The 12,774-nt window shown below is 64.5% G+C and carries 17 protein-coding genes (1 of these 17 only partly in view); 7 read left to right on the top strand and 10 right to left on the bottom strand.

Annotated features, from left to right (window positions below):
* Together CTR53_RS09015 and CTR53_RS09020 are read right to left on the bottom strand one after the other, a co-directional pair.
* Positions 1 to 968: the 5' portion of a MaoC family dehydratase gene (locus CTR53_RS09015; RefSeq protein ID WP_290811701.1), read on the bottom strand. The gene continues 58 nt to the left of window position 1, outside the view; 968 of the gene's 1,026 nt are visible here — the first part of the coding sequence; the start codon lies at positions 966 to 968; its stop codon lies off the left edge, out of view.
* A gap of 119 nt (positions 969 to 1,087) precedes the next feature.
* On the bottom strand, positions 1,088 to 1,960 hold the full coding sequence (locus CTR53_RS09020) for a CoA ester lyase (protein ID WP_290811704.1): 873 nt from the start codon (positions 1,958 to 1,960) through the stop codon (positions 1,088 to 1,090).
* A gap of 146 nt (positions 1,961 to 2,106) precedes the next feature.
* Here CTR53_RS09020 and pdxY point away from each other — a divergent pair, with 146 nt between their 5' ends.
* A complete protein-coding gene (gene pdxY, locus CTR53_RS09025; protein ID WP_290811707.1) occupies positions 2,107 to 2,976 on the top strand; it encodes a pyridoxal kinase in 870 nt (289 codons plus the stop codon).
* Positions 2,977 to 2,978: 2 nt separating this feature from the next.
* On the opposite strand, the gene CTR53_RS09030 is transcribed toward pdxY, so the two are convergent.
* The 5 genes from CTR53_RS09030 to CTR53_RS09050 all read right to left on the bottom strand — a co-directional run bounded on the left by CTR53_RS09030 (position 2,979) and on the right by CTR53_RS09050 (position 6,034).
* Positions 2,979 to 3,485, bottom strand: a complete 507-nt coding sequence (locus CTR53_RS09030) for a PAS domain-containing protein (RefSeq protein WP_290811709.1) — start codon at positions 3,483 to 3,485, stop codon at positions 2,979 to 2,981.
* A gap of 110 nt (positions 3,486 to 3,595) precedes the next feature.
* The gene (locus CTR53_RS09035) at positions 3,596 to 4,081 is read right to left on the bottom strand and encodes a DoxX family protein (RefSeq protein ID WP_290811712.1); all 486 of its coding nucleotides are present in this window, start codon (positions 4,079 to 4,081) and stop codon (positions 3,596 to 3,598) included.
* A complete protein-coding gene (locus CTR53_RS09040) occupies positions 4,078 to 4,827 on the bottom strand; it encodes a DUF2063 domain-containing protein (RefSeq protein ID WP_290811715.1) in 750 nt (249 codons plus the stop codon). Before CTR53_RS09040 ends, CTR53_RS09035 begins: the two co-directional genes overlap by 4 nt.
* Before the next feature lies 1 nt (position 4,828).
* Positions 4,829 to 5,674 (bottom strand): DUF692 domain-containing protein, encoded by an 846-nt coding sequence (locus tag CTR53_RS09045; protein ID WP_290811718.1) that lies wholly within the window; start codon positions 5,672 to 5,674, stop codon positions 4,829 to 4,831.
* Between the two features lie 75 nt (positions 5,675 to 5,749).
* Entirely contained in the window at positions 5,750 to 6,034 is a 285-nt protein-coding gene (locus CTR53_RS09050) for a DUF2282 domain-containing protein (protein WP_290811721.1), read from the bottom strand.
* 187 nt (positions 6,035 to 6,221) lie between these two features.
* Between CTR53_RS09050 and CTR53_RS09055 the strand changes: the two genes are divergently transcribed.
* Complete coding sequence (locus tag CTR53_RS09055) at positions 6,222 to 6,776, top strand: sigma-70 family RNA polymerase sigma factor (RefSeq protein WP_290811724.1); 555 nt, start codon at positions 6,222 to 6,224, stop codon at positions 6,774 to 6,776.
* Positions 6,773 to 7,411 carry an NrsF family protein gene (locus tag CTR53_RS09060; protein WP_290811727.1) on the top strand — a complete coding sequence of 213 codons (639 nt, stop codon included), beginning with the start codon at positions 6,773 to 6,775 and terminating at the stop codon, positions 7,409 to 7,411. Before CTR53_RS09055 ends, CTR53_RS09060 begins: the two co-directional genes overlap by 4 nt.
* Before the next feature lie 78 nt (positions 7,412 to 7,489).
* On the opposite strand, the gene CTR53_RS09065 is transcribed toward CTR53_RS09060, so the two are convergent.
* Together CTR53_RS09065 and CTR53_RS09070 are read right to left on the bottom strand one after the other, a co-directional pair.
* Positions 7,490 to 8,515 carry an aspartate-semialdehyde dehydrogenase gene (locus CTR53_RS09065; RefSeq protein ID WP_290811730.1) on the bottom strand — a complete coding sequence of 342 codons (1,026 nt, stop codon included), beginning with the start codon at positions 8,513 to 8,515 and terminating at the stop codon, positions 7,490 to 7,492.
* A gap of 205 nt (positions 8,516 to 8,720) precedes the next feature.
* Positions 8,721 to 9,131 (bottom strand): nuclear transport factor 2 family protein, encoded by a 411-nt coding sequence (locus CTR53_RS09070; RefSeq protein ID WP_290811732.1) that lies wholly within the window; start codon positions 9,129 to 9,131, stop codon positions 8,721 to 8,723.
* A gap of 98 nt (positions 9,132 to 9,229) precedes the next feature.
* Between CTR53_RS09070 and CTR53_RS09075 the strand changes: the two genes are divergently transcribed.
* The 4 genes from CTR53_RS09075 (at position 9,230) to CTR53_RS09090 (ending at position 11,948) form a co-directional block, all read left to right on the top strand.
* Positions 9,230 to 9,694, top strand: a complete 465-nt coding sequence (locus tag CTR53_RS09075; RefSeq protein ID WP_290811734.1) for a nuclear transport factor 2 family protein — start codon at positions 9,230 to 9,232, stop codon at positions 9,692 to 9,694.
* 108 nt (positions 9,695 to 9,802) lie between these two features.
* Complete coding sequence (locus tag CTR53_RS09080) at positions 9,803 to 10,363, top strand: TetR/AcrR family transcriptional regulator (RefSeq protein ID WP_290811737.1); 561 nt, start codon at positions 9,803 to 9,805, stop codon at positions 10,361 to 10,363.
* A gap of 54 nt (positions 10,364 to 10,417) precedes the next feature.
* Positions 10,418 to 11,338 carry a glutathione S-transferase family protein gene (locus tag CTR53_RS09085; RefSeq protein ID WP_290811740.1) on the top strand — a complete coding sequence of 307 codons (921 nt, stop codon included), beginning with the start codon at positions 10,418 to 10,420 and terminating at the stop codon, positions 11,336 to 11,338.
* A gap of 4 nt (positions 11,339 to 11,342) precedes the next feature.
* Positions 11,343 to 11,948, top strand: a complete 606-nt coding sequence (locus tag CTR53_RS09090) for a 2-hydroxychromene-2-carboxylate isomerase (protein ID WP_290811743.1) — start codon at positions 11,343 to 11,345, stop codon at positions 11,946 to 11,948.
* A gap of 105 nt (positions 11,949 to 12,053) precedes the next feature.
* On the opposite strand, the gene CTR53_RS09095 is transcribed toward CTR53_RS09090, so the two are convergent.
* A complete protein-coding gene (locus tag CTR53_RS09095; protein WP_290811746.1) occupies positions 12,054 to 12,689 on the bottom strand; it encodes a LysE family translocator in 636 nt (211 codons plus the stop codon).
* Positions 12,690 to 12,774: the final 85 nt, after the last annotated feature.

Below are 12,774 nucleotides of genomic sequence, written 5' to 3' on the forward strand. Positions count from 1 at the left end.
GCGGCCGGTTGATCTTTCACCGCGACCGTGCGGATGCGCAGGGCTCCGACATCGCTGCGGCCGTCGATCTCGGCTTTGTCCAGGATCTGTGACCAGGCATAGACCGTGTGGCCGGCCAGCGTCGGGTTCACATGGCGACCGCCGTTGATGGCGGCAATGAAGGCGGCATTGCCCAGACCGTTGAAGCTGAGCGCGCGCGCCAGGCTGATGACATGGCCGCCGTAGATCAGGCGACGCCCCAGTTTGTCCTGGCCCTGGCGGTGCTGATTGAAATGCACCTTCGCGGTGTTCTGATACAGCCGCGTCGCCAGCATGTGCTCGGCCTCCTCGATGGTCATGCCATCGACATGGTCGATCTTCTCGCCGGGCTCGTAATCCTCCCAGCCGTGGCGGCTGCCGGCCAGCGTCCAGTCGTAATGCGCGAAATTCAGCCCGGTCGGGATGCGCAGCTGTTCCGGCGCGACATGGTCGTTCAGCCGCGGCACGCGCTCTTCGGCGATGACGGCGTTCTCGTCACGCTTTTTCACCATCACCCAGCGCACATAGTCCAGCACCAGTTCGTCGCCATCCTTGTAGCCCTGGCTGCGCACATAGACCACGCCGGTCTTCCGGTTGGAATTCTCCTTCAGGCCGATCACGCGCGACACGGTATGCAGTGTGTCGCCGGCATAGACGGGTGCGAGCCAGCGGCATTCGGCATAGCCGAGATTGGCGACGGCATTCAGCGAAATCTCCGGCACCGTCTTGCCGAACACCACATGGAAGGCCAGCAGATCGTCGACCGGCGCAGCGCGCAGACCTAAGCGGCGGGCGAAACTGTCGGCCGACTGGATCGGGAAACGCGGGCCGTAGAGCGCGGTATAGAGCGCGACATCGCCGGCAGTGACGGTGCGCGGCGTGGCATGGCGGATTTCCTGGTCGAGTTTGAAATCCTCGAAGAAATTGCCCGGATTGGTCTTGTCGCTCATCTCGTCTTTTATCCCTGCTTTTGTCATGCCCGGACCCAGGAAACGCCTCCTTGGCCGGGCATCCCATTATTTTTGTCAGTCCCAAATGGGATCCCCGGGTCAAGCCCGGGGATGACGATTTATCCCTGCATCTTCGCAATCGCCTCGGCCAGTGCGGCCAGCTTCTTCGCCTGTTCGACATGCAGGTTCTCCACCAGCTTGCCGTCCACCAGCACCACGCCCTTGCCTTCTTTCGCTGCCGCTTCGAAAGCGGCGATGATCTTGTGCGCCCAGGCCACCTGCGCCTCGCTCGGCGCGAAGACGCGGTTGGTGATCTCCAGTGTCTTGGGGTGGATCAGCGTCTTGCCGTCGAAGCCGAGTTCCAGCCCCTGTCTGCAGGCAGCTTCGAAACCGGAGTCGTCATCAAGATCGAGATAGACGCCATCGAGGATGGCCAGACCGTAAGCCCGCGCTGCCAGCAGGCAGAGGCCAAGCGCGGTGATCACCGGCAGGCGCAGCGGCGTGTGCTGCGCATTCAGATCCTTCACCAGATCCGACGTGCCCATCACCAGCGCCGCGAGGCGGGGCGAGCTTTCCGCAATCTGCTCGGCATGCAGGATACCTTTCGGCGTTTCCATCATGCACCAGATCGCGGTCTTCTGCTGGCCATGCTGCTGTAACAGCGCTTCGGCCGCCTGCACCTGTGCGGCACTCTCCACCTTGGGCAGCAGGATGGCATCGGGTGCGGCCCTGGCGGCGGCGATGATGTCGTCACGTCCCCAGGGCGTATCGAGCCCGTTGGTACGAATGACCAGTTCTCTCGCACCGTAACCGCCTTCGACCACGGCCTTGCAGACCTGTTCGCGCGCCAGTGCCTTGGCATCCGGGGTGACCGCGTCTTCCAGGTCGAGGATCAGGGCATCCGCCGCCAAGCCTTTGGCCTTTTCCAGCGCCCGGGCGTTCGAGCCGGGCATGTAAAGCACGCTGCGACGGGGGCGGGCGGTGGCGACCATGCGGGAAAGCCTCTTCTATTGCCGGATTGTTGCGGTGCAATAAGATTGGTTTGCGCCACTATAATCGCCGACTTAGGCGTGGCAAGGTTTCCCCAGACGTCTCTTCATGCGTCCTCCCTTCGTCGCCCTGCAGGAATGTCCGGTCCATGCGAGTCCTCAGCATCCAGAGCCAGGTGATTTACGGCCATGTCGGCAACAATGCCGGCGTGTTTCCGCTTCAGCGCAACGGCATCGAGGTCTGGGCTGTCCCCACCGGGGTGCTGGCCTTCAATCCCTCCTATGGCCCGCCGGCGCATCGGCCGACCGCGCCCGAGGAGATGGATGCCTGGATCGCGGCGCTGCAGACCCGGCCGGAATGGGCGCAGATCGATGCCGTGCTGCTCGGCTGGCTCGGCAGCCCGCGCACGGCGGAAGCCGCCGGCCGCGCCGCGCTGGCGGTGAAGAAGGCCAATCCAAATGCGATCTTCCTCTGCGATCCGGTGATGGGCGATACCGACAGCGGCCTCTATGTCGATCCGACGCTGCCGGAATATATCCGCGACCATCTGTTCCCGACCGCCGATATCGCCACGCCGAACGGCTTCGAGCTGGAATATCTGACCGGCGGCAAGATCGAGACATTGCAGCAGGCACTGGCCGCCTGTGATGCGCTGCGCGCCAAGGGGCCGTCCACCGTGGTTGCCACTACGCTGAAACGCACCGATGGCGGGCGCGACAAGAGCGGACAGCCGCGGCTGGAAGCCTTGCTCGTGAACAGGGAAGGCGCTTGGCTCTGCGCTGTGCCGGACCTCGGCGAGGGCCTGCCCAAGGGCGCCGGCGATATTTTCGCTGCGCTGTTCCTCACCCGCCTGCTGAAGGGCCGCACGCCGAAGAAGGCGCTGCTCTTCGCCATGTCGGCCACCTACACGGCGTTACGCGATGCGCGCGAACACCATGCGCCGGAGATGCGGCTGGAGCTCATCCAGGATCTGCTGCGTGCGCCGCAGTTCCTGCCGGATATCGAACGGGTGCGCTGAAGTCAGATCCGGCTTCTCAGCACACTGCCGATGCCGTCGTAGAAGACGGTGAAGCCCAGCAGCATATCGACATTGCGGCCATCGGCTGCCAGCGGCATCATCAGGCGCTCCAGTTCGGCGGTATCGGCATTCATGCGAAAGCGCGGCGGACCGCGGCGATGGCTGATCTGCGCATTCGTCGCGGCATCGACGAAGCTGCGTGACCGGCCGCTGACGCTGTCGAAACCGGTTTCCATCTCATGCAGCCAGGCACCGGTCATCGGTTCGCCGAAGCCGAGATCGACATGGCCGCCGACCAGACGGAAGCGGAAGCGCGGAATGTTCACCTCCCCGGCCGGCGGATGCACCTCCAGCAGCCAGGCGTGGGGCAGCAGCGCAGGCATGCCGAGCGGGTCGATATGCTGGCGGCCCGGCAGCAAGCCGGGGCCGGGTCCGGCGGCACGCCAATAGGCCAGTCCCTGCCGGATCACGGCATGGGAGTCGTCTGGCAGGATGAAATCATCGCTCATGGAAAGGGTGGAAGTAGCACCTTTGGCAGATGCGCAAGCATACGGAACTGTCGCAGTCATGCAAAGACCGGCAGTTCCATCGCCGCCCACTTAACAGTGATTTCCCGCAGTCACCCTCGGGAAAGCATATTGCGCGCCAGCAGGTGGTCCAGTGACAGCCGACCCGGCCCGCGCGCCACGATCACCAGCAAAGCAACCGCCCAGACGCCATGGGTCGGCCAGGCGTCGGGATAGACGAAAAGCTGAATCACCGCCGTCATGCCCAGCAGGGCGAGGGCGGCAAAACGACTGGCCAGACCTGCCACGAGCAGAAGCGGAAACAGATGCTCGCCAAGGGTGGCCAGATGCGCCGCCAGCACAGGATCGAGCAGCGGCAGGCGATATTCCTCGCGGAACAGTTCGATGGCGCTGTCAGAGACGTGCCAGCCTTCCAGCTTGGTCTGGCCCGACTGCCAGAAGATTGCAGCGATGAAAATGCGTGCCGCCAGCGCGATGGCATCCTGCGGGATGCTGTTCAGCGCGGCGATCAGGCGATGGACGAGTCCGGTGATGCCATGCGACTGGCCGGAGTGAGCGAAAGATGCGGGGTGGGTCATGACAGATCCTGATCGTTGACAGCGACGATGGCGCCGCGAAGGAACAGCGCGGCCAGTGCTCCGGCGAGGTCGAAACTCCCGGTCTCCTGCATCGCCATGGCGGCGGCATCACCCAGCGTTGCGCCGGCCTGCAACTGCAGCAGGAATGCGGCCTCGCCCGATGCAAGGGTGATGACGGTCATCTCGTAGTGCGGCCGCAGCACCAGCATATCCTGCGCGCTCCAGTCCGCGATTTCGCCCAGCAGCATGCGGCCGGTATTCATCGCCCAGATGGTGGCGACGGGAAACGCGCTGCGCAGGATCTGCAGCGAGGGATGCAGCGTAACGCGCAGCGTGCTGATGCGTGCGGGCGCGATGCTGCCCAGCCGGTCGGCCGGCAGCGGCGGGGCATCGGCCGCGTGGTAGGCGCGGGTGTAAGCCAGTTCCAGCCGGGCGACATCGGCAAGGTAGGGCAATCCGGCCGCAGGTTCGAACCGTGCCAGGAAATCCGGCAGCGTGGTGCCGTACTCCAGCAGCACCGGCGAGGGCGGCGGTGAGATGCGCACATAGATCGCCGCCATGGCGGCAAAGAATTCCGCGCCGACGATGGACTCGACGGCGGGAAATCCGGCGGCCAATGCGCGGCTCAGTCCATGCACCACATTGTTGCGGTAGACGGCGAAACGTTCGGCTGTATCCGAGGCCAGCAGCCCAGCCGGCAGCCGGCGGTCGGCATCGAGCAGCGCGGCGGCGAACTCCGTCTGCATCTCAGGCCGCTTTCGTGCTGTTTGCCGCGCGATCCAGCATGGCCTGCGCTGTCTGCGCCTCATGCAGCAATATCGTCCAATCCGGCACCTCGTTGTCCCATTCCACCAGGCTGGGCCGCGGGCCGGTACGCGCGATCAGGCTTTCATACAACTGCCAGGCCTGTGCCGATATCCGGCTGCCGTGATCGTCGATCAGCAGCGGTGCGCCGCGATCATCGGTCGTGTCGTGATGGCCGGCGAGATGGATTTCGCCGACGCAATGCAGCGGGAAGCACGCCAGATAGGCGGCGGGGGCTTCGCCACGATTGCTGCAGGCGACCAGCACATTGGTGACATCCAGCAGCAGACCGCAGCCGCTGCGCGCCGCGATCTCGGCCAGGAAATCGGTTTCCGGGATGGTGCTGGCGGCGAATTGCAGATAGGTGGCGGGATTCTCCAGCAGGATGCGACGGCCGAGCATGTCCTGCACCTGCGCCACATGCGCGACCACGCGCTTTAGGGTCTGCTCGGTATAGGGGAGCGGTAGCAGATCGTTCAGGAATATGCCGTCGTGGCTCGACCAGGCGAGATGTTCGGAGAAACTGTCGGGCTGGTAGCGGTCGCAGAGCTGGCGCAGGCGCCGCAGATGCGCGCGATCGAGTGCGGCCTCGCCGCCGATGGAGAGCCCGACGCCATGCAGCGAGAGCGCATGGTCGGCGCGCAGCCTGCTCAGCTGGGCATGCGGCAGGCCGCCATCGCCCATGTAATTCTCGGCATGCACTTCGATGAAACCTGGCCGCGTCTCACCGGCCAGCAGGGCGGTGAAATGCTGAGGCTTGAAAGCGGTGCCGGACCTGTTTGGAAGCATGGCGATCGTCACACAAGCAAGGGAGGGGCGGATACTGTCGTATCAGCGTCGAGGGTATCCGCCCCGAACCCCGTATCAGCCCTTCATCGGGGTCAGCGAGCCCATGCCCTTCGGGGTCTTCATGGTGGTGCAGGTGCCCTTGGCGACCAGCTTGAAGGCATTGCCCTGGTAATCGACCTTCGACGTACCGGCGCAGGTGGTGCCGGGGCCGGCGGCACAGTCGTTCTTGCCGGCCATCGAAACGCCGTAGCATTTCTCCTTGGCGGTATCCTGGGCGACGGCCGGGCTGGCGACGATGGCGAGGGCGGTGGCAAGCGAGCCGGCCAGCATGGCGGCGGTCAGATGCGTCTTGGTGAGCATGGGAGTCTCCTGTCGGGCCGGATGGGAAGAATGGGCGGGCGGTCGCGGCTTGCCCCGCCCATGTCTGTCCATTCGCGGCACGGCGGCGCTGTGTTACGCTGCTCACGCTTTCGTGTGACGGAAATCTTTCCGAATATTTTTTCCGTATCCGATGTAACGAAGCCGGACGGGGCGACGAATGCAGGGTGTGAGCGATCGTGAAGCCGAGTGGGCCGCGTTGATGCGGGCTGCATTGGGTGGCGACCGCGCAGCTTATCGGGATCTGCTCGTCGCGCTGACGCCGGTCCTGCGTGCGGCTGCGCGGCAGGGCTGCCTGCGCTTTGGGCTCGGGGTCGCCGAAGCGGAGGATGTGGTGCAGGAAACCCTGCTGGCGCTCCATCTCAAGCGGCAGACCTGGGACAGCAGCCAGCCGATCGGCCCGTGGCTCCGCGCGATTGCGCGCAACAAGCTGGTCGATGCGCTGCGACGCCGCGGCCGTCGCGGCACCGAGGTGGATATCGACGCGTTCAGCGAGGTGCTGGCCGCGCCCGTTCCGGAAGACAGCGGCATCCGCCGCGATGTGGCGAAACATCTGCAGGCGCTGGCGCCCGGCCAGCGCAGTGTGGTGCAGGCGATTGCGGTGGATGGCGCCTCGATCCGCGAAGCGGCGCAGCGGCTGACCATGACGGAAGGTGCGGTGCGTGTCGCGCTGCATCGCGGGCTGGCGACACTGGCATTGCGTCTGAGGAGCAGCGAAACATGAAGACCGACGACCTGATCCATGCCATTGCCGAAGACGCGGCTCCCACCGGCCTGCATCCGCAGCGCAGCCTGGCTCTGGCGCTGGCCGGCGCGGTGACGGCGGTCGCGATCCTGTTCTGGCTGCTGCTCGGGCCGCGCGGCAATGCGCTGGCGTCGCTGGCCGAACCACGCTTCGTGCTGAAATTCCTCGTCACGCTCGGGCTGGTCGCCGCGGCCATCGGCCTGGTGCAGCGGCTGATCCGTCCGGGTGCGGCAGTCGGCATCTGGCGCAGCGCGCTGCTGCTGGCGCCGGGCCTGCTGCTGATCGGCATTGCCGGCGAGCTGGTGACGGTGCCGTCCGGCAGCTGGATGACGGTGTTGATCGGGACTAACTCCCGGCTCTGCCTCACCTTCATTCCCCTGATGGGACTGGCGCCGCTCGGCCTGATCTTGCTGGCCTTGCGCAGCGGCGCACCGACGCGGCCGGCGCTGACCGGCGCCGTGGCCGGGCTGATCGCGGGGGGAATCTCGGCGGCCTTTTACGCATCGCATTGCCCGGATGACAGCCCGCTGTTCGTCGCCACCTGGTATGTGCTGGCGATCGCCCTGCTGGCGGGGCTCGGCGCGCTGCTCGGCCGTCGGCTGCTGCGCTGGTAACGCGCAAAAGAAAAGGGCTGCAACTCGCGTTGCAGCCCTTTGGGCAGAGGAGGAGAAAGTCTCTGCTGGTATTGAACTTTAAGCGGCCTGCTTCTTCAGATGGCGGGCGGCCAGTTCTTCGGCGATCTGCACGGCATTGAGCGCCGCACCCTTGCGCAGGTTGTCCGAGACCACCCACAGCGCCAGACCGTTCTCGACGGTGAAATCCTCGCGGATGCGCGACACGAAGGTGTTGTAGTCGCCGGCGCATTCCAGCGGCGTGATGTAGCCGGCGTCCTCGCGACGATCCAGCACCTGCACACCCGGCGCAGTGCTGAGAATCTCGCGGGCTTCCTCGGCCGAGATCGGCTGCTCGAATTCCAGGTTGACGGCTTCGGAATGGCCGATGAAGACCGGCACGCGCACGCAGGTGGCGGTCAGCTTGATCTTCGGGTCGAGGATCTTCTTGGTCTCGGCCGTCATCTTCCATTCCTCCTTGGTGTAACCGTCGTCCATGAAGACGTCGATGTGAGGAATGACGTTGAAGGCGATCTGCTTGGTGAATTTCTCGCGCACGACGGGATCATTGACCAGGATCTGCTTGGTCTGACGCTCCAGTTCGGTGACGCCTTCATTGCCGGCGCCCGAGACGGACTGGTAGGTCGCCACCACGGCGCGCAGGACCTTCGCGCGGTCATGCAGCGGCTTCAGCGCCACGACCAGTTGGGCGGTCGAGCAGTTCGGATTGGCGATGATGCCCTTCCTGGTGTAGCCGGCAATGGCGTCGGCGTTCACCTCGGGCACCACCAGCGGGACGTCAGGGTCCATGCGCCACTGGCTCGAATTGTCGATCACGATGGCGCCCTGGGCTGCCACCCTGGGGGCCCATTCCTTCGAGGTGGCGCCGCCGGCCGAGAACAGCGCGATGTCGGTGCCGCGGAAGTCGAAGTCTTCCAGCGCCTTCACCTTGATCTTCTGGTCACCGAACATGACATCGCGGCCGACCGAGCGGCGCGAGGCGAGGGCAACCAGTTCCGATACCGGGAATTTGCGTTCGTGGAGGATGTTGAGCATTTCGCGGCCCACCACACCGGTGGCGCCGACGACGGCGACCTTGTACGCCATTTCGGACCTTCTTTCTCTGCGTCCGGCAGGTCGACACCCGGCGGACAGTCAAAACACGAGGACTATGTTGGTGCCCGGCAGGCCGTGCCCGGCAGGCGAGGCGGAAAGTAGGCCCCCGCACCTCGGCAGGCAAGCGGGAAATTGTCGCGCTTGCACCCCTGTCGGGTGGGTCTAAATTACATAAGTAAAATCAAATACTTAAATATTATTCCATCAGGTCGTAATGAAACACCTTGGTGATGATCTGCCAGCGCCCATCCAGTTTGATGAAGGTGAGCAGATCGGTGAAGAATTTCGGCCCGATGGCGCATTCCACCCGGGCCAGCGCCGTCACCGGTCCGGCGAATTCGATGGAGACGATCCGGTCACGCCGGGTCTCGTTGCGGCTCGCCGGCGGCTCGCGCTTGTCCACCACCGGGAAATACTCGTCCATGCTGAGTTTCAGCAGCTTGCCCTCGGTGGCATTGGCATAGGTCGCCTGCGGATGGAACACGGCGGCGAGTTTTTTTGTATCGCAGTGATACAGCCCGTCGAAATAGTCGCGCAGCACGGCGCAGAGCGTGGCGTAATCGGCGGCATTGCGGTCAACAGTGCTGAGCGGCGTCTGCTGGTTCATGGTTGTCCTCCCGGTTTCGCAAAGTAAGTAGGGACCCGCTTGCAAAAGGACAGCGGAATCTGCATTGTACCTATCGGTACAACATGAGGATGTCCGCCATGCCCCGTCCGCCGCTGCCCCCTTTCACTGCCGAAACCGCCGCCCAGAAAGCGCGTATGGCGGAAGACGCCTGGAACAGCCGCGACCCGGCGCGGGTGGCGCAGGCCTATACCGCACAGAGCCAGTGGCGCAATCGCGCCGAATTCTTCTCGGGCCGTGACCTGATCGAGCAATTCCTGCAGCGCAAATGGCAGCGCGAGCTGGACTATCGTCTGATCAAGGAAGTCTGGGCCTTCACGGAGAACCGCATCGCCGTGCGGTTTGCCTATGAATGGCATGATGACAGCGGCCAGTGGTATCGCAGCCATGGCAATGAGCAGTGGGAATTCGATGCCGAGGGCCTGATGCAGCGCCGCGAGGCCAGCATCAACGATGTGCGCATCGCGGAGGCTGACCGCAAGTTGAAGTGGCCGCTGGGCCGGCGTCCGGACGAGCATCCGGGGCTGAGCGAACTGGGATTGTAATATAATATTGTCATGGCCGGCCTTGTGCCGGGCATGCACGCCTTTCTTCCTGTTTAAGACGTGGATGGCCGGCACAAGGCCGGCTATGACAGTGGAGATATAAGAGACATGCCCGCCGCCCTCATATCCCGCGACGACGCCATTGCCCGTATCGCGGAAGTGTTCCGCGAACAGGGTTTCGAGGGCGCGTCGCTCAGCGCCATCACCGAAGCCTCCGGGCTGGGCAAGGGCAGCCTGTATAATCATTTCCCCGGCGGCAAGGAGGAGATGGCAGAGGCCGTGCTCAGCCATGTCGATGCCTGGTTCGCGCGCGAGGTCTACCAGCCTCTGCGCGATGCCGCCGATACGCGCACAGCCATTGGTGACATGTTCCGCGCCGTGGATGGCTATTTCCGCAGCGGCCGGCGCATCTGCCTGGTAGGCGCCTTCGCGCTGGATGCCACCCGCGACCGTTTCGCCGCCGCCGTGCAGGACTATTTTGCGCAGTGGGTCGAGGCGCTGGCCGGCTGCCTGAAGCGCGGCGGGGCGAAACAGCCGCGTGCACTGGCCGAAGCCGTTGTTGCCGGCATCCAGGGCGCGCTGGTGCTGAGCCGGGCGCTGGACGAGCCGGCGGTATTCACGCGGCAGCTGCGCGATCTGCAGGCGCGACTGATCTCTGCGCTTGCCTGACGTTAGGTCAGCACGCTTAAGTTACCTCCAAGGTCATAAACGGAGGACACGGCGATGAGCGGCATCATCCTGCACCATTACGGCACCTCGCCGTTTTCCGAGAAGGTGCGCGTAGCATTCGGCATCAAGCAGGCCGCCTGGCAGTCGGTGAAAATCCCTGTCGTGATGCCCAAGCCGGATCTCACCCCGCTGACCGGCGGCTACCGCAAGACGCCGGTGATGCAGGTCGGCGCCGATATCTACTGCGACACCCAGATCATCCTGCGCGAGATCGAGCGCCGCATTCCCACGCCCACGTTCTATCCCGGTCCGGCGAAAGGCCTGGCCGAAGGCGTCGCCTTCTGGGCCGACCACCAGCTGTTCCAGGCCTCGGTCGCCGTCTTCTTCGGTGCGATGGGCGACCAGCTGCCCGATGCGCTGCTGGACGACCGTTCGAAATTCTCCGGCCGGCCGATCGATCGTTCCAAGCTCAAGATGCAGGGCGCGGTGATGAGCGGGCCTCTCAGGGCGCATCTCGGCTGGATCGAGGACGCGCTGCATGACGGCCGTAAATTCCTGTTCGGCGACGCGCCATCTCTGGCCGATCTCGCCGTCTATCATTGCGTCTGGTTCGTGCGCGAACGCGGCAACTGCAATGACATCGCCGACTATACCGCGCTGAATGTCTGGGCCGACCGCATGAAGGGGTTCGGCCATGGCCAGCGCAGCGATCTCGACTCGAAGGATGCCGTCGCCATCGCGAAGACTGCCGAGCCCGAAGCGATTGCTGGCGGCGTGGCGCCGAATGCGCTCGGGCTGAAAGCGGGCGCGATGGTCAGTGTGACGCCGGACGATACCGGCCGCGACGCCACGGTGGGCGAACTGGTCGGCCTGACGGCGCAGAGCGTGACGATTGCGCGCGACACGCCAGAGGCCGGCCGCCTGCATGTGCATTTCCCGCGTGCCGGCTTCGTCCTCGTACCTGCCAGGGTTTAGCCGCATGGGAAAGCAGATCGAATTCTTCTACGACGTCTCCTCGCCATGGACCTATCTCGCCTTCGTCAATGTACAGGCGCTGGCAAAAGAAGAGGGTGCCGAGATCGTCTGGCGGCCGTTTCTCGTCGGCGGCGTGTTCAACACGGTGAACCCGACCATGTACCGCATGCGCGAGAATCCGGTGCCGGCGCGCGACGCCTGGGTGAAGCAGGATCTGCAGGCTTGGGCGAAGCTGGCCGGCCTCAAGATCACCTTTCCGCCGAAAGTGTTTCCGGTCAATTCGGTGAAGGCTTTGCGCGGCCTGCTCTGGGCCAAGGGGGAAGGAAAAGAAGTCGAACTGGCGACGGCCTTCTTTGAACTCTACTGGTCGGAAGATTGCGATATCTCGCACGATGAAGTGGTAGCCGAAGCCGCGCGTCGCGCGTCTCTCGACCCGGTCGCACTCGCAAAGGCGGTCACCGAACCCCGCGTGAAGGAACAGCTGAAGGCGAATACCGATGAAGTGATTGCGCGCGGCGGTTTCGGTTCGCCCACCATGTTCGTCAACGGTGGGATGTTCTTCGGCAACGACCGCCTGCCGCTGGTGCGGGAAGCGCTGCGACGGTCGTGAACACTCACCGTCATGGCCGGGCTTGTCCCGATCATGCACGTCTTTTCTTGAGTGTCGCGGTGGAAGGCGTGGATGCCCGGCACAAGGCCGGGCAAGACAAATGGTTTAATTCTGCCGCAGCAGGCCCGCGCCGGAGTGGACCAGCGCCTGCAGGCCGAAGCCCAGGAAGATCACGCCGGAGATGCGCGTCACCCAGAGTTCGTGGCGGCGATAGAGCCGCCGCACTGGCGCGGCGCCGATCACCCAGACGAGAATGATATCGCCGATGATAAAGCCGACGCAGGCGGCCAGCAGCAGCGGCGGCAGGCTGGCCCAACTGAGTTCGCCGGCATGAGCGGCCAGCAACGCCGTGAACATGGCAATCGCCACGGCATAGCTTTTCGGGTTGGTAATCCCGAAAGCGAGGCCGCGGCGCAACGGCTGCGTCACCTCGGTATTCAGGGCGCCGTCTTCCCGGCGCTTCACGGTCACCGCGCGCCAGCCGAGCAGCAGCAGATACGCGCCGCAGATGACGCCGAGAATGTCGAAAACCAGCGTGCCGAGGCTGGCCGAGCCGATGATCGCCACCAGTGCCAGCGCGCCCCAGACGATATCGCCGGCGAAATGACCGGCGAGGAATTTCACGCCCGCGATACGCCCCTGCCCGGCGCCGATGCCCAGCAGGGCCAGGAAGGCAGGGCCCGGCGTAAGCGTGTATGCCGCACCGGCAATGGCGGCGGCGAGAAGCAGCGAAAAGGACATGAACCGTACTCCAAAGTGGTTCGGCAGGCGACGACAGCCGTTGCGGGCTATATCCGGAGGCAGACAAGCCTGATTGACCGGTTAA

The sequence above is a fragment of the Ferrovibrio sp. genome (assembly GCF_002796975.1).
Taxonomy (GTDB): Bacteria; Pseudomonadota; Alphaproteobacteria; order Ferrovibrionales; family Ferrovibrionaceae; genus Ferrovibrio.